Source organism: Pseudomonas sp. 1928-m, assembly GCF_029269135.1.
In the GTDB taxonomy this organism is placed as follows: domain Bacteria; phylum Pseudomonadota; class Gammaproteobacteria; order Pseudomonadales; family Pseudomonadaceae; genus Aquipseudomonas.
The window spans coordinates 1,674,581-1,689,481 of record NZ_JARIXO010000001.1; the positions used below are offsets into that span (position 1 = coordinate 1,674,581).

The 14,901-nt window shown below is 61.4% G+C and carries 14 protein-coding genes; 8 read left to right on the plus strand and 6 right to left on the minus strand.

Features of this window, described 5'->3' with window-relative positions:
- Positions 1 to 34: 34 nt before the first annotated feature.
- Positions 35 to 2,608 (minus strand): DNA mismatch repair protein MutS, encoded by a 2,574-nt coding sequence (mutS, locus tag P3C18_RS07540; RefSeq protein ID WP_275961211.1) that lies wholly within the window; start codon positions 2,606 to 2,608, stop codon positions 35 to 37.
- Between the two features lie 78 nt (positions 2,609 to 2,686).
- Between mutS and P3C18_RS07545 the strand changes: the two genes are divergently transcribed.
- The 3 genes from P3C18_RS07545 to recX all read left to right on the plus strand — a co-directional run bounded on the left by P3C18_RS07545 (position 2,687) and on the right by recX (position 4,809).
- Positions 2,687 to 3,199 carry a CinA family protein gene (locus P3C18_RS07545; RefSeq protein WP_275961212.1) on the plus strand — a complete coding sequence of 171 codons (513 nt, stop codon included), beginning with the start codon at positions 2,687 to 2,689 and terminating at the stop codon, positions 3,197 to 3,199.
- A 90-nt stretch (positions 3,200 to 3,289) separates the two neighbouring features.
- The gene (gene recA / locus P3C18_RS07550) at positions 3,290 to 4,333 is read left to right on the plus strand and encodes a recombinase RecA (RefSeq protein ID WP_090248343.1); all 1,044 of its coding nucleotides are present in this window, start codon (positions 3,290 to 3,292) and stop codon (positions 4,331 to 4,333) included.
- 11 nt (positions 4,334 to 4,344) lie between these two features.
- Positions 4,345 to 4,809, plus strand: coding sequence for a recombination regulator RecX (gene recX / locus P3C18_RS07555; RefSeq protein WP_275961213.1), 465 nt, complete (start codon positions 4,345 to 4,347; stop codon positions 4,807 to 4,809).
- Between the two features lie 196 nt (positions 4,810 to 5,005).
- Here recX and P3C18_RS07560 read toward each other — a convergent pair whose 3' ends face one another.
- Entirely contained in the window at positions 5,006 to 6,085 is a 1,080-nt protein-coding gene (locus P3C18_RS07560) for an LOG family protein (protein ID WP_275961214.1), read from the minus strand.
- 132 nt (positions 6,086 to 6,217) lie between these two features.
- Complete coding sequence (locus P3C18_RS07565; RefSeq protein ID WP_275961215.1) at positions 6,218 to 7,621, minus strand: MBL fold metallo-hydrolase; 1,404 nt, start codon at positions 7,619 to 7,621, stop codon at positions 6,218 to 6,220.
- 129 nt (positions 7,622 to 7,750) lie between these two features.
- Here P3C18_RS07565 and P3C18_RS07570 point away from each other — a divergent pair, with 129 nt between their 5' ends.
- A complete protein-coding gene (locus P3C18_RS07570) occupies positions 7,751 to 10,153 on the plus strand; it encodes a xylulose 5-phosphate 3-epimerase (RefSeq protein ID WP_275961216.1) in 2,403 nt (800 codons plus the stop codon).
- Between the two features lie 36 nt (positions 10,154 to 10,189).
- Positions 10,190 to 10,390, plus strand: coding sequence for a hypothetical protein (locus P3C18_RS07575; protein WP_160085108.1), 201 nt, complete (start codon positions 10,190 to 10,192; stop codon positions 10,388 to 10,390).
- Positions 10,391 to 10,393: 3 nt separating this feature from the next.
- Here the strand turns inward: P3C18_RS07575 and P3C18_RS07580 are convergent, their stop codons facing one another.
- Complete coding sequence (locus P3C18_RS07580) at positions 10,394 to 10,792, minus strand: quorum-sensing-regulated virulence factor family protein (protein WP_275961217.1); 399 nt, start codon at positions 10,790 to 10,792, stop codon at positions 10,394 to 10,396.
- Between the two features lie 218 nt (positions 10,793 to 11,010).
- Here P3C18_RS07580 and P3C18_RS07585 point away from each other — a divergent pair, with 218 nt between their 5' ends.
- Positions 11,011 to 11,721, plus strand: coding sequence for a tRNA-uridine aminocarboxypropyltransferase (locus tag P3C18_RS07585; protein WP_090248332.1), 711 nt, complete (start codon positions 11,011 to 11,013; stop codon positions 11,719 to 11,721).
- Between the two features lie 3 nt (positions 11,722 to 11,724).
- Here the strand turns inward: P3C18_RS07585 and P3C18_RS07590 are convergent, their stop codons facing one another.
- Positions 11,725 to 12,612 (minus strand): DMT family transporter, encoded by an 888-nt coding sequence (locus P3C18_RS07590; RefSeq protein WP_275961218.1) that lies wholly within the window; start codon positions 12,610 to 12,612, stop codon positions 11,725 to 11,727.
- A 199-nt stretch (positions 12,613 to 12,811) separates the two neighbouring features.
- On the opposite strand from P3C18_RS07590, the gene erdR reads away from it, so the two are divergent.
- A complete protein-coding gene (gene erdR, locus P3C18_RS07595) occupies positions 12,812 to 13,462 on the plus strand; it encodes a response regulator transcription factor ErdR (RefSeq protein ID WP_275961219.1) in 651 nt (216 codons plus the stop codon).
- 59 nt (positions 13,463 to 13,521) lie between these two features.
- A complete protein-coding gene (locus P3C18_RS07600) occupies positions 13,522 to 13,887 on the plus strand; it encodes a diacylglycerol kinase (protein ID WP_275961220.1) in 366 nt (121 codons plus the stop codon).
- A 9-nt stretch (positions 13,888 to 13,896) separates the two neighbouring features.
- On the opposite strand, the gene P3C18_RS07605 is transcribed toward P3C18_RS07600, so the two are convergent.
- Positions 13,897 to 14,823, minus strand: coding sequence for a LysR family transcriptional regulator (locus P3C18_RS07605; protein ID WP_275961221.1), 927 nt, complete (start codon positions 14,821 to 14,823; stop codon positions 13,897 to 13,899).
- Positions 14,824 to 14,901: the final 78 nt, after the last annotated feature.

A 14,901-nucleotide genomic window follows, 5' to 3' on the forward strand; every position in this document is an offset into this window, starting at 1 on the left:
TGCGCGCGATTCTAACAGTTCGCACGCAATAACGTTAGAAGCGTGTCTTCCATGTATATAACAGTTCCAGCGCTTTACGCGGAGTCAGATCATCCGGGTTGATCTTGCGTAATTCTTCCTGCAACGGGTGCGGCAGGCTGGCGAACATATCGCTTTGCATCGGAGCCGCCGTCTGACCTGGCTGCGTCGGCGGCAGTTCATGGGGCAGGCTGGTGGTTTCCAGGCGCGCCAGGTGCTCGCGGGCACGCAGGATCACCTCATTCGGTACACCCGCCAGTTGCGCTACCGCCAAACCATAGCTTTGACTGGCAGGGCCAGGCAGCACGTGATGGAGGAAGACGATGCGTTCATTGTGCTCGGTGGCATTCAGGTGCACGTTGGCCACGATGGGCTGGCTTTCTGGTAGCACGGTCAGCTCGAAATAATGCGTGGCGAACAGGGTGTAGGCACGCAGCTTGGCCAGCTGCTCGGCGGCGGCCCAGGCCAGCGACAGGCCGTCAAAGGTGCTGGTGCCGCGGCCGACTTCATCCATCAGCACCAGGCTGCGCTCTGTGGCGTTGTGCAGGATGTTGGCGGTTTCGCTCATCTCCACCATAAAGGTCGAGCGGCCACCGGCCAGGTCGTCGCTTGAGCCGATACGGGTAAAGATGCGGTCAACCAGTGACAGCTCACAGCTTTTCGCCGGGACGAAGCTGCCGATATGCGCCAGCAGTACGATCAGCGCGGTCTGGCGCATATAGGTGGATTTACCACCCATGTTCGGCCCTGTGATGATCAGCATGCGCGTGTCATCGTCCAGGCTCAGGTCGTTGGCCACAAACGGCGTGGTCAACACCTGCTCAACCACCGGGTGGCGCCCCTGATCGATGCGCATGCACGGCTCATCGACAAAGCGTGGGCGATTGAGGTCCAGGTTCAGCGCGCGTTCAGCCAGATTGCTCAGCACGTCCAGTTCCGCCAGGGCGGCAGCGCTGTCCTGCAGCGGGCCGAGGTGGCCGATCAGAAGTTCCAGCAGTTCGTCATAGAGCATCTTCTCGCGGGCCAGAGCGCGGCTCTTGGCTGACAGCGCCTTGTCTTCGAACTCCTTGAGCTCGGGAGTGATAAAGCGCTCGGCGCCTTTCAGGGTCTGCCGGCGGATATAGTCGGCCGGGGCCGATTCGGCCTGCTTGCTCGGCAGCTCGATAAAGTAGCCGTGCACGCGGTTGTAGCCGACCTTGAGGTTGGCCAGGCCGGTGCGGGCCTTTTCACGGGTTTCCAGGTCCATCAGGTACTGGCCGGCGTTTTCGCTGAGCGATTGCAGCTCGTCCAGTTCGGCGTCGTAGCCGGTCTTGAGCACACCGCCATCGCGGATCACCGCCGGTGGGTTGTCGATAATCGCCCGGGCCAGCAGCTCGGCCAGTTCCGGGTAGGTGCTGACCACGCCCGCCAGCTCGCTCAGGTGCGGCGCTTCCAGATTGGCCATGGCCATCTGCAGTGTGGGCAGCGCGGCGAGGGCGTCGCGCAGGCGCGCCAGGTCACGCGGGCGCGCATTGCGCAGGCCGATACGCGCGAGGATGCGTTCCAGATCGCCGATTTCCTTGAGCTGCGGCTGCAGGGTTTCGAAGCGGTAGCGCTCCAGCAGGCAGGCAATCGATTCCTGGCGTGCTTCGAGAATGCTGCGATCACGCAGTGGGCGGTTCAGCCAGCGGCTCAGCAGGCGGCTGCCCATGGCGGTCTGGCAGCGGTCAACCACCGATTGCAGGGTGTTCTCGCGCCCGCCCGCCAGGTTGATGTCCAGCTCCAGATTGCGGCGGCTGGCGCCGTCGAGAATCACCGTGTCGTCCAGGCGTTCGTGGCGCAGGCTGCGCAGGTGCGGCAGGGCGGTGCGCTGGGTTTCCTTGGCGTAGGCCAGCAGGCAGCCGGCGGCGCCGATGGCCAGGGTCAGGTTCTCGCAGCCGAAGCCTTTCAGGTCCTGGGTAGCAAACTGTTGGCACAGACTCTTATGAGCTGTGTCGCGCTCGAAGTCCCAGGGCGCGCGGCGGCGCACGCCACGACGCTTCTCTGCGGGCAAGCCCTGCGGCCAGTCATCGGGAATCAGCAGTTCAACTGGATTCAGGCGTTCCAGCTCGGCCAGCAGATTTTCCCAGCCGTTGATCTCCAGCACGCTGAAGCGGCCGCTGGTGATATCCAGCACGGCCAGGCCGAACAGGCGCTCGTCACCCAGCACTGCCGCCAGCAGGTTGTCGCGGCGCTCATCGAGCAGCGCCTCGTCGCTAACAGTGCCGGGGGTGATGATGCGCACCACCTGACGTTCCACCGGGCCTTTGCTGGTGGCCGGGTCGCCGATCTGCTCGCAGATCACCACCGATTCGCCAAGCTTGACCAGCTTGGCCAGGTAGCCTTCCAGCGAGTGGTAGGGAATCCCGCACATGGGAATCGCTTGGCCGGCGGATTGGCCACGGGCGGTCAGGGTGATGTCCAGCAGCTTGGCGGCCTTTTTCGCGTCCTCGTAGAAGATCTCGTAGAAGTCGCCCATGCGGTAAAACATCAGCTGTTCCGGGTGCTGATTTTTCAGCTTCCAGTACTGTTGCATCATCGGCGTGTGAGAACTGAGGTCGCTTTGGCTCATCGTTTTAACTGTCCGGCTGAATCGCAAAAGCGCCTAGTGTACGGTATCGGCCTGGCTGGCTTTAACCCCGGAGTGCAGATGACTGCTAATGAAAATGCCTTGACCCAACTGGCTGCCGAGCTGGGCGCACAATTGCTTGCCGCCAAGGCCCAGGTGACCACCGCCGAATCCTGCACCGGCGGCGGTATTGCCGAGGCGATAACGCGGATTCCCGGTAGCTCTGCCTGGTTTGAAGCCGGTTATGTCACTTACTCCAATGCGCAGAAAACCAAACAGCTGAGCGTGCCCGAGACGCTGTTCGCTACGGTTGGGGCGGTTAGCCAGGAGGTGGTCGAGGCCATGGTGCGAGGGGCGCAGGTTAATAGTGGAGCGCGCTTTGCGGTGGCGGTCAGCGGTGTGGCGGGGCCTGATGGTGGTTCGCCGGAGAAACCGGTGGGCACGGTCTGGCTGGCTTGGGGCGATGGTGAGCAGTTATTCAGCGTGCGTCGGCAGTTTGCCGGGGACCGCAACGAAGTTCGCCGACAAACGGTCGAGGCCGCACTGGCTGGGCTGTTGCGCCTGCTTGCGCAAGAAAATCCAAACGCGGGGTAGGCGGGCGACTTGCCCTGTGGAATAATACTGTCTACTTATACAGTTGTTGGTGGCCGCTAGCTGGCCCTTCTTGATTACGTGAGGACTTAAATGGACGAGAATAAGAAGCGCGCCTTGGCGGCAGCCCTGGGCCAGATTGAAAAGCAATTCGGCAAGGGTGCGGTCATGCGCATGGGCGATCATGATCGTCAGGCGATCCCTGCTATCTCCACCGGCTCGCTGGGTCTGGACATCGCACTGGGCATTGGCGGTCTGCCGAAAGGCCGTATCGTTGAAATCTACGGCCCTGAGTCTTCCGGTAAAACCACCCTGACTCTGTCGGTGATCGCCGAAGCACAGAAGCTCGGCGCCACCTGCGCCTTCGTCGATGCCGAGCATGCGCTCGATCCTGAATACGCTGGCAAGCTGGGCGTCAATGTCGACGACCTGCTGGTTTCGCAGCCGGATACCGGCGAGCAGGCCCTGGAAATCACCGACATGCTGGTGCGCTCCAACGCCATCGATGTAATCGTGATCGACTCCGTGGCGGCCCTGGTGCCGAAGGCGGAAATCGAAGGCGAAATGGGCGATATGCACGTTGGCCTGCAGGCCCGCCTGATGAGCCAGGCGCTGCGCAAAATCACCGGCAACATCAAGAACGCCAACTGCCTGGTTATTTTCATCAACCAGATCCGCATGAAGATCGGCGTGATGTTCGGCAGCCCGGAAACCACCACCGGTGGTAACGCGCTGAAGTTCTACGCCTCGGTTCGTCTGGACATCCGCCGTACTGGCGCGGTGAAGGAAGGCGACGAAGTGGTGGGCAGCGAAACCCGCGTCAAGGTCGTGAAGAACAAAGTCGCGCCGCCGTTCCGTCAGGCCGAGTTCCAGATTCTTTACGGCAAGGGCATCTACCGTAACGGCGAGATCATTGACCTGGGCGTGCAGCTCGGTCTGCTGGAAAAATCCGGTGCCTGGTACAGCTACCAGGGCAACAAGATCGGTCAGGGCAAGGCCAACTCGGCCAAGTACCTGGAAGACAACCCGGAAGTGGCACGCACCATTGAAGGCTTGATCCGTGAGAAGTTGCTGGTGGTCAGTCCGACGGTCAAGGCCAACTCTACGGCCGATGACCTGGCTGACGCCGACGCCTGATTTACCTGCCTATGTCCATTGCTCTGGATAACCCCGTCGCGGTGCGGCGGGCGGCCATGGATCTGCTGGCACGGCGCGAACATGGCCGGGTCGAACTGACCCGCAAGTTGCGCAGTCGTGGGGCGGCGGATGAGTTGATCGAAGCCGCTCTTGATCGTCTGGCAGAAGAAGGGCTGTTGTCTGAGGCGCGTTATCTGGAGGCTTTTGTCAGCTACCGCGCGCGTGCAGGCTATGGGCCGTTGCGTATTCGTGAAGAGCTGACCCAGCGCGGCTTGGCGCGTGTCGATGTTGAGCAGGCCTTGCGCGACAGTGGTATTGACTGGCGTGAACATCTGCAGGAAACCTGGCAACGCAAGTTTGCCGGTGAGCTACCCCGTGATGCCCGCGAGCGTGCCCAGCAGGGGCGCTTTCTCAGTTATAGGGGTTATCCGCCTGAGCTGATCGGGCGCCTGTTACGCGGTGCGTTGGACGATTAAGCCGAAGCTGGCTGTTGTTCGGGCTGCCTGTATCAGTCCTTCCGTTTACCCATTACTTACTTCCACATGCCGATGCTGCTGCAGTACGGGAAGCCAATGCTTTCCGTACTGAAATGCGTGTGGCTGACCTTTTCCGTCAGCCAGCTGAGCCGCAATTACCGATAGCCCGCAAGCAGGCTATCGGCTGGGCGACAGGTCAGGCGTTTTCCGCCCAGTTGTGCGACTGATTGACCAGGTCGAGCAGTTCGCGCAAGCGGCCGTGGTTGCGTCCATTAAAGGCGAAAGCCAGGCGCGTCATATGGCACAGCTCCGGCTCGTCCTGTTCGGAGTCGCAGCGCGCTTGCTGCTGAAAGTCGCCGTGCGTGCACAGGTCGTGGAACTCATTATTTAGCTGCTGCATGGCCGCCGCGTTCAGCGCATGGTTGAGGCGGATCACGTAGCGCTCCTTGAGCCAGCGGCTGGAGTGGTAGTTGCGGTAGAACTGGGCGATTTCCTCGGCGGCCTCTTCGGCGCTGTGTACCAGGCGCATCAGGCGCATATCGCTGGGCAGGATATAGCCGTTGTCTTGCAGCTGTTCCTGCAAAAACGTCAGGGCGCTGGTCCAGAAAGTACCGCCAGGCTGGTCGAGCAGCACTACGGGTACCAGTGGGCTTTTCCCGGTCTGGATCAGGGTCAGCACTTCCAACGCTTCGTCCAGGGTGCCGAAACCACCTGGGCAGAGCACCAGGCCGTCGGCTTCCTTGACGAAGAACAGTTTGCGCAGAAAGAAGAAGTGGAATGACAGCAGGTTGTTACTGCCTTGCACGGTGGCATTGGCGCCTTGCTCGAAGGGCAGGGTGATATTGAAACCCAGGCTGTTTTCCAACCCGGCACCTTCATGGGCGGCCGCCATAATGCCACCACCGGCACCAGTAATGACCATCAGGTTGTGTTTGGCCAGGGTCGCACCGAGCTCGCGGGCCAGGCGGTAAACCGGGTGGCTGGCCGGGGTGCGTGCCGAGCCGAAGACGGTGACCTTGCGCCGCCGTTTGAACTGCTCCAGCGTGCTGAAGGCATGCTCCATTTCGCGCAGGGTTTGCAGCATGATCTTGGCATCCCAGCGGTTGCGGTCGGCTTGCGCCATGCGCACAACCGTGTCGAGCATGGCCTGGTAGAGCTTGGTGTTGGGGCTGTCGGGCGGTGCGGCGAGGATGCCCAGTTCTTCCACTTTGCGAGTCAGATCGACGCCGCTGGTTTGAAAATGCCGAGACAGAAAATCGTCCGATTCATCGGGCATACAACTTCTCCTTCTGGTTGCCGACCGAGCAGGCTATTGCCGCGTCGGCCTTGTCCTGAGTATGGCTGCTGGCTGTCGGATTGTGCGGCGCATAATGGCGGGCAGTTACCGCCAGCCTATGCCAGGACTGCATCAGAGGGCGATTTGTTCGCCAGGTTCAGGAATATTGGCGATCCAGTTCAGGCGCTCGCGCAAGGCCAGTTGCAGGGCCTGCATCTTCTCCAGTTCGCCATGCACCAGGTACAGCTCGGGGTGGTGCTCGAAGTGGCTGACCCAGTCGAGCAGCTGCGCTTGCCCGGCATGCGCGGAGAAGCCGCCGAGGGTGTGCACCTTGGCTTTCACGGCGATGCGCTGGTGAAGGATTTTCACGTTCTGCGCGCCATCAACAATGCTGCGTCCGAGCGTGCCTTTGGCCTGGAAGCCCGGAAAGATCAGGTGGCAATTCTCGCGCCAGAGGTTGTGCTTGAAGTGATGGACGATGCGTCCGCCGGTGCACATGCCGCTGCCGGCGATGATGATCGCGCCGCTCTTGATCCGGTTGATCGCCATCGACTCTTCCGCGCTGGGTGTACAGCGCAGGATCGGTAGCCAGTCTTCGATGCGCTTGACCTTTTTGGCTGCCAGCGCCGCGCGGTCTTCGGCAGCGAACTGGTTCTGAAAGCGTGAATAGATAGCGTTGGCGCGGATCGCCATTGGGCTGTCGAGAAACACCGCCTGTTGCGGCAAACGGCCTTGCTGATAGAAGCGCCCGAGGTAGTAGATCAGATCCTGGGTGCGGCCGACGGCGAAGGCAGGGATCAGCACGTTGCCGCCGTCGCGATGGGCCTGCTGCAGAACCTCCAGCAGTTCGTCCAGGGTGTCCTCGCTGCAGCGGTGATCGCGGTCGCCATAGGTCGACTCCAGCAGCACCACATCGGCTTTGCTCAGCGTGCTGGGGTCTTGCATCAAGGGCGAGCAGGTATTGCCCAGGTCGCCGGAGAACACCAGGCGGCGGGTCAGGTGATGGTCCTGCACGACGAGTTCAACAATCGCCGAGCCGAGGATATGCCCGGCCTCGTGAAAGGTGACCTGCACACCTTTGGCCACTTCGCGGCTTTCGCCATAAATCATTGGCCGGCGTTGGCTCAGCGCCTGTTCGGCGTCGGTGGTGGTGTACAGCGGGCTGATTGGCGCCTTGCCCATCCGCGCGCGCCATTTGTTTTCCCACTCGGCGTCTTTTTCCTGAAGAAACGCGGCGTCGAGCAGCATCAACTCCATCAACTCACAAGTCGCATCGGTGGCGAAGATCGGCCCGCGATAGCCGGCCGCCGTGAGCTTGGGCAGCAGGCCGGTGTGGTCAATATGCGCGTGGGAAATCACCACGGCGTCCAGGCTGTGCGGGTCAAAGGTAAACGGCGCGCGGTTGCCGTCTTCCTCTTCGCGGCGGCCCTGACGCATGCCGCAGTCGAGCAATACCCGTGCGCCATCACGGCTTTCGATCAGGTAACAGGAACCGGTGACTTGTTGAATCGCGCCGAGGAAATTGAGCAGGGCCATGGCTAATCCTTGAACACGTTGAATGGGTGGAGCTTAAGGCTGTCCTATCAAGCAACCGGGGGTTTTGATACAGGTCAGCATCTGCCTGTATCCCGCGCTCTAAGCTGTCTCAAACTATCGGAGCCGCATATGACCCAGTTATTCCCCAGCGCCAGCGAGTTGGCCGAGCATGCCCGCCTTGAGCCAACCTTCGCCGCCTGGCAGCGCGGCTATGGCCCTTTGCAACACAGTCCGCAGACCTGCGCAGCGGTCTACCGTATGGCCCACCAGCTGGTGCAGGCCGGCGTGCAGGCGGATCTGCCGAGTGTCTACCGTCACTTTCACGCGCTGGATCGACTGACAGCTGCAGGGCTGTGGCTGGTAGTGCATATGACCTATGCCCAGCGCGTGCGCCTCGACGGCGTGGCGTTGGCTGCAGAGGACTTCAAGGCCTCACCTGAAGGGCATACCGGTGGCGCGCTGAATATGGTGCCGGCCTATGCCGGTTACCTGGCGTTGAATAACCTGACCGGGGAAACCCGTGGCTGGCTGATGGGCCAGGGCCACTGTGTGGCAGCCATTGAGGCGCTCAACCTGCTGACGGCCAATCAGCACCCGGAACAGGCCGAGCGTTACCCCTGTGACGAGGCGGGGATGAGCCAACTGGTGGCGGATTTCTACAGCTATGTACAGAACGCGGCTGGCCAGGTCAGCGCGCCGCTGGGCAGCCACGTCAACCCGCACACGGCTGGCGGCATTGCCGAAGGCGGTTATCTGGGCTTTGCCGAGCTGCAATATGCCCATCTGCCGCTACCCGGCGAGAAGCTGGTGGCGTTTCTCTCCGATGGCGCGGCCGAGGAGCAACGCGGCAGTGACTGGATGCCGCGCTGGTGGCGTGCCGAAGACTGCGGCGTGGCGTTGCCATTGATGATCGCCAACGGCCGGCGCATCGAGCAGCGTACCGAACTGGCGACGCCCGCCGGGCTGGCGAATTTTCGCGAGCATCTGCGTCATTGCGGTTTTGACCCGGTGAGTTTCGATGGCCGCGATCCGGCCGCCTTTGTTTGCGCGCTGTGGGACATGGAGCAGCGCCTGGGCCGGCGCGTGCAGGAGCTGCGTGATGGCGTGCTGAGCTATCCGCTGCCGATGCCCTATGGCATTGCCGAAACGCTTAAGGGCTTCGGCTTCTATGGCGCTGGCAGCAATGCGGCGCACAACCTGCCGTTACCGGCCAATCCGCATACCGATAGCGGCGCCCGCGAGCTGTTCAATCAGCATGCGGCGCAGCTCTGGGTCGCTCCGGATGAGCTGCGCGCCGCCTGCACGCTGTTTGCGGATCGAGGTTCCCGCGCGCTGGAGCGCGATAACCCGCTGGCGCTGCGTCACCCAGCGCTGCCGCAATTGCCCGCATTGCAGTATCAGGACGGTGCCTGCTCGCCGATGCTGGCCCTGGATCGCTTCTTTGTCGATATGGTGCAGGCCAACCCGCAGTTGCGTCCGCGGGTCGGTAACCCCGATGAACTGGCCAGCAATCGCCTGGGCGGCGTCCTCAAGGCGCTCAAGCACCGGGTGACCGCGCCGGAGAGCGAACAGGAAGCGCTGGATGGCGCCATCATCACTGCGCTCAATGAAGAAGCCGTGGTGTCTGCCTGCCTGGCCAACCAGGGTGGCCTGAATCTGGTGGCCAGCTATGAGGCCTTCTGCGTGAAGATGCTCGGCGCGGTGCGCCAGCGGATCATTTTTGCTCGGCAGCAAAAAGAGGCGGGGCGCGCTGCAGGTTGGCTCGGCTGGCCGCTAGTGGCCACCTCGCACACCTGGGAGAACGGCAAGAATCAGCAATCGCACCAGGACACTACCTTCTGTGAGGCCTTGCTCGGTGAGATGAGCGATATGGTGCGGGTGGTATTTCCAGCCGACCACAATTCGGTATTGGCGCTGCTGCCAGGCATCTACCAGGCGCGTGGTCAGATCGCTTGCATGGTGATTGCCAAACGTGAGCGGCCTTGTGCATTCACTCGCGAACAGGCCGAGCAGCTGGCGCAGGATGGCGCTGTTGTGCTGGCTGAGAAGCAAGGCGAGCAGCCTTTGCTGCTGATCGCCACCGGCAGTTATCAGTTGGCGGAAATGCAGCGCGCGGCCGTTCGTCTGAGCGCGGCCGGGTGCGCCTGGCGTCTGGTTTACTTGCAAGAACCGGGGCGTTTTCGTGCGGCTCGCGATACCTGGGAACAGGCGGTGATTGTTGATGCCGAGCGGGTTGAGCGGTTATTCCCGGCTGCCAGCATAAAGCGTGTGCTGCTCACCCATATGCGCCCGGAAGTTGCCCGTGGGCATCTGTGGCCGCTGCTGGGTGAGGCTCGACACAGCCGTGTGCTGGGCTACCGTAATCGAGGTGGCACCCTGGATGAAGCCGGCATGTTGTTCGCCAACCAGGCGAGCTGGGCGCATGTGCTGGAGGCCGCTGCCGCGTTGCTGGAAAAACCGCTTGGCGATTTGCTCAGTGCCGAGGAGCAAGCTGCCGTGCAAGGGCGGGGAGAACCACACTGTCTGCTTTAGTGCAGGCCAGTGGGTGCGGGAAAAGGAGGGGCAGGTATGCCTAAATTGACTTTGGATCTTGATGCGGATTTGTACCGCTTGTTAGAGCAGGCAGCACAGCAGAACCAGATAAGCCTGGAAGAAGAGTGTTTGCATCGTCTTGAGGGCGGCGTTAGGCGTTCGCGCTATATGCATGCCTTGTTAGCCGATCTGCGCGCCGATGATGAGCAGCGGCGCGCGGAGCAAACGGATAGCTGAGGCTTACAGGCCGCAGTCGGCTTTGCTGAAACGCTCGGTGGTCACTGGTCGGTTGCTTTTGTATTCGCTGAATTCATAACGCAGCGCAGCGCCTCGGGCCAATAACTGGCGATAACCGGTGTTGCGGCACACGCTGTTAGCCAGTTGTGCGCGAACCACATCCGGGTTGCCACGCATTTGTGCCGCATGCTCGCTGCGTACGCTGAGGTGGTTGACCAGCTCACTGCCATCAACGGTATAACCTTGATCAAGAATGTCTTCATTGATTGCCCGTGGCGTGCCTACGCTGCTCTCGCGCGCGACTTTTTCCAGGGTTTTGCTCAGCTCAAAGTCTTTCAGGGTAGCGGCATGGGCAAACAGGGGCAGACTCACTGCCAGGGTCAGGCTGATAAAACGCAGCATGGGGTTCTCCAAAGTCGATTCGCACCTTCTGACCGGCATTGCCGGGCAGAGGTTCAGTGGCGCCTATCTTACTCGTCTGTCGACACTTACGCAGTTACCACGGTAGGCCACGTAAGACGCACGGTTGAATACGCCTGAGCGGGCTTTGATAGACTGCCGTGCTTGCTGACCCCAGGATGACTCATGCCGTTTCTTCTTATCTGTCAGGTGTACGCCTGATGAGCCACGCTGTCTCGCGTTTACGCGCTGCGCGGATTGCCCGCAGTGCTAAACCTTTTTTGGCCCGTGGTAGCCGCTCAGTGCGTTGTGACGAGTGCCGTTTGGTGATGACCCATTGCCTTTGTGCCTGGCGTCCGCGCATTGCCGCTACGTCAGCGGTGTGTCTGTTGATGCACGATGTCGAGGCGCTCAAGCCGAGCAATACCGGCTGGCTGATTGCCGATGTACTGGCTGATACGTCGGCATTCGGCTGGTCACGTGTCGAGGTTGATGCCGAGTTGCCGGCGTTGCTGAACGATCCGCAGTGGCAGCCTTATCTGGTCTTTCCGGGTGAATACGTGGCCGCCGAACGGGTGGTCAGCGAAGTTCAACCCGCGCCCGGTAAGCGGCCTTTGTTTGTGCTGCTGGATGCCACTTGGAGCGAGGCGCGCAAGATGTTTCGCAAAAGCCCCTACCTCGACAGCCTACCCGTACTTAGCCTGCAGGCTGAGCAGCTGTCACGCTACAAGCTGCGCCGCTCCAAGCGCGATGACCATTTCTGCACGGCCGAGGTCGCGGCACTGTGCCTAGAGTTGGCAGGCGACCAACGCGCGGCGGATGGTTTGAATGCTTACCTGGATGTTTTTAGTCAGCACTACCTGGCTGCCAAGGCACCGCGTGCGGTGCCATTGGATGATCCGTTGCACGAACGCCTGCGCGCGTTTCTCTAGCGGCTAGTGGGCCAGCTTCTTGGGCCACAACTGCGCCAACAGCATGCCGGCAAACATCAGTGCGCAGCCGAAGTAGCCGCGCAGTTCCAGTGATTCACCGAGTAGCCAGGCCCCTGCGATGGCGGCGAATACCGCCTCAAGTGAGAGGATGATGGCCGCATGCGAGGCGATGGCATCTTTCTGCGCCACCACCTGTAAGGTAAAACCAATGGCCACGCCGAAGATGCCGCCATAGAGAATCGCCGGTCCAGCGGCGATGATCGCGTCCAGCTGAATTTCCTCGAAGATTACTGCCAGCACCAGGCTGATTACCGCGCAGGTGATGAACTGCACCAGCGCCAGGCGCAGCGGGTCATGGCGCCCGGCAAAGAAGCCCACCAGCAGCACATGCACACCCCAGACGAAGGCGCCGGCCAGTTGCAACCAATCGCCGGAGGCCACGGTAAAGCCCTCGCCAACGCTGAGCAGGAACATGCCGACCACCGCCAGGCAGGCGCCCAGCCAGATGCCCAGGCCGGTCTTATGGCCGATAAACAGCCCCAGCAACGGCACGATGATCACGTATAGCCCGGTGATAAAGCCGGAGTTGGTTACGCTGGTAAACAGCAGACCAACCTGTTGCAGGTTGATCCCCAGGGCCAGCGCCAGGCCCATCAGCACACCGCCACGTAACAGTTGGCGGTTAAGTGGTGCGACTGTCGCGCTGCTGCTGCGACCTTCCAGCAGGCGTAGCACTGGCAGCAGAATCAGTGCTGCCAAGCCAAAACGCAGGCCGCTGTAGAGAAACGGGCCTACGGAGTCCATGCCCAGGCGCTGAGCAACAAACGCCGAGCCCCAGATCATGGCAGTCAGCAGCATTAACAGGTCGGCGCGCAGGGCGTGGCTTCGCATTTCAGGCTCTCGTCGGCAAAGCTGCGAACTGTGCCGCAAAGCGTCGTGCTTGACCACCCCGTCAGTGCTGGGCATGCTTGGTCGCTTTTCTGCGTTTTCAGGCTTGGTTGCGCGGCAACCCTGCGGCCTGCACGCACTGTTCACCGTGCCCTGGACAGTACCCCTGGCGGGTATCCACATAACAAAAACAGGATTCACCATGGCCGCTTTTGAAATCCTTATTGCTGATGATCACCCCCTGTTTCGCAGTGCCTTGCAACAGGCGCTGACCCTGGGGTTGGGGCCGGATGTGCGGCTGGTCGAAGCGGCCAGCATCGCCGAGCTGGAAGCCTGCCTGGCGCAGAAGACCGATTGGGATCTGGTCCTGCTCGACCTGAATATGCCCGGCGCTTACGGCTTCTCCGGCCTGGTGCTGCTGCGCGGGCAATACCCGCATATTCCAGTGGTGATGATTTCCGCTCAGGAAGAGCCGTCCATCGTCGCGCGTTCGCGGGAGTTCGGTGCCAGCGGCTTTATCCCCAAATCCAGCCCGCTGGAAACCATTCAGCAGGCAGTGCGCCTGGTGCTCGATGGCGAAGTCTGGTGGCCGCAGCAGACTCAGGAGGCGATTGCCCTGTCGGCTGAAGCCAAGGCCGCCAGCGCCGGCCTGGCCAGCCTGACGCCGCAGCAGTTCCGCGTGCTGACCATGGTCTGCGACGGCTTGCTGAACAAGCAGATTGCTTATGAGTTGAGCGTCTCAGAGGCCACGGTAAAGGCCCATGTCACGGCGATTTTTCGCAAGCTCGGGGTGCGCACTCGCACGCAGGCGGCGCTGCTGTTGCAGCAGCTGGAATCGATTCCGTCTAACTGAAGTGCTTTTCTCCCGGGCTTGGCGTAGCCTGCCGGGCTTTCTCGCATATGGTTGTAATGATGTCGCCATTCAAAGGCCAGACCGGCCTTAAACGTATTCTCAATGCCACCGGTTATTCCCTGGCCGGCCTGCGCGCCGCCTTTACCGGTGAAGCCGCCTTTCGTCAGCTGCTGCTGATCAACCTGGTGCTGGTGCCTTTGGCGTTCTTCCTGGATGTCAGCCGCGTCGAGCGCGCCTTGATGGTCGCGGTGTGTCTGCTGGCGCTAATCGTCGAGTTGCTCAATTCGGCGGTGGAGGCGGCCATCGACCGCATCTCGCTGGAGCTGCATCCGCTGTCGAAGAATGCCAAGGACATGGGCAGCGCCGCGCAGTTCACCGCTCTCAGCCTGATTGCTCTGGTGTGGGCGATTATCCTGCTCGGTTAGTCCGCAGTTTCAGGCGATAGTCGGTAGCACGATCTGATCGCTGCGCGTCACGCCGGCGGTCAGGGCGCGGCACAGTTCGATAAATTCACGCATGGCGGCGGTCTGGTACTTCTGCTTGTGCCAGATAAAGTAGAACTGCCGACGCAGATCCAGCTCGGGGGTTTCCACCGCCACCAGGCTGCCGCGGCGAAAGGCATCGCGCAGCGCCAGGCGGGAAATGCAGCCAATCCCCAGGCCTGACTCCACCGCGCGTTTGATCGCTTCGGTGTGCTCCAGCTCCAGGCGGATATTCAGGCTGCTGGGGTGGTGACGCATGGCCTGGTCGAAGGTCAGACGCGTGCCGGAGCCTTGCTCACGCAGAATCCACGCCTCACGCGTCAGCTCTTCCAGGCTCGCCTCACCGCGCTGCGCCAATGCATGTTGCGGCGCGCAGAACACCACCAGCTCATCTTCAACCCAGGGCTGCACTTCGATATCCGGGTGCTGGCAGTCGCCTTCGATCATGCCCATATCCAGCTCGTAGTGGGCGATCTGCTGCACCACGTAGGCGGTGTTGTGCACCTGCAATTTGACCCGGCATTCCGGGTGGCGCTGCATAAAACTGCCGATCAGCAGGGTCGCCAGGTAGTTGCCTACCGTCAGGGTGGCGCCGACATTCAGCGAGCCGTAGCCGCTTTTACCGCCCAGCAGGCGTTCGATTTCCTTGGCCTGGTCGAGCAACGCCACCGCTTGTGGCAACAACTGCAGGCCAAGGGCGTTAAGGCACAGGCGTTTACCGGCGCGGTCGAACAACTGGCAATCGGACTGACGCTCCAGTTCGCTGAGCGAAGTACTGGTGGCCGATTGCGACAGGGCCAGGGAATCGGCCGCGCGCGACACGCTTTCATGCTGGGCCACGGCGACAAAGACTTGCAGTTGTCTGAGGGTAAATCGCATATCTATATAACCGATAACCTATATCTTGATAATCAAGTTAACAGATATTCTGCTGCTCATTACAATGCCGTGCAAATA

Excerpts from the sequence above, each read along its gene's own strand:
- P3C18_RS07605 (WP_275961221.1), bottom strand. The coding sequence starts at position 14,823 with ATGCGATTTACCCTCAGACAACTGCAAGTCTTTGTCGCCGTGGCCCAG.
- recA (WP_090248343.1), top strand. The coding sequence starts at position 3,290 with ATGGACGAGAATAAGAAGCGCGCCTTGGCGGCAGCCCTGGGCCAGATT.
- P3C18_RS07570 (WP_275961216.1), top strand. The coding sequence starts at position 7,751 with ATGACCCAGTTATTCCCCAGCGCCAGCGAGTTGGCCGAGCATGCCCGC.
- P3C18_RS07545 (WP_275961212.1), top strand. The coding sequence starts at position 2,687 with ATGACTGCTAATGAAAATGCCTTGACCCAACTGGCTGCCGAGCTGGGC.
- P3C18_RS07585 (WP_090248332.1), top strand. The coding sequence starts at position 11,011 with ATGAGCCACGCTGTCTCGCGTTTACGCGCTGCGCGGATTGCCCGCAGT.
- mutS (WP_275961211.1), bottom strand. The coding sequence starts at position 2,608 with ATGAGCCAAAGCGACCTCAGTTCTCACACGCCGATGATGCAACAGTAC.
- P3C18_RS07580 (WP_275961217.1), bottom strand. The coding sequence starts at position 10,792 with ATGCTGCGTTTTATCAGCCTGACCCTGGCAGTGAGTCTGCCCCTGTTT.
- P3C18_RS07600 (WP_275961220.1), top strand. The coding sequence starts at position 13,522 with ATGTCGCCATTCAAAGGCCAGACCGGCCTTAAACGTATTCTCAATGCC.
- P3C18_RS07560 (WP_275961214.1), bottom strand. The coding sequence starts at position 6,085 with ATGCCCGATGAATCGGACGATTTTCTGTCTCGGCATTTTCAAACCAGC.
- erdR (WP_275961219.1), top strand. The coding sequence starts at position 12,812 with ATGGCCGCTTTTGAAATCCTTATTGCTGATGATCACCCCCTGTTTCGC.
- P3C18_RS07575 (WP_160085108.1), top strand. The coding sequence starts at position 10,190 with ATGCCTAAATTGACTTTGGATCTTGATGCGGATTTGTACCGCTTGTTA.
- P3C18_RS07590 (WP_275961218.1), bottom strand. The coding sequence starts at position 12,612 with ATGCGAAGCCACGCCCTGCGCGCCGACCTGTTAATGCTGCTGACTGCC.
- recX (WP_275961213.1), top strand. The coding sequence starts at position 4,345 with ATGTCCATTGCTCTGGATAACCCCGTCGCGGTGCGGCGGGCGGCCATG.
- P3C18_RS07565 (WP_275961215.1), bottom strand. The coding sequence starts at position 7,621 with ATGGCCCTGCTCAATTTCCTCGGCGCGATTCAACAAGTCACCGGTTCC.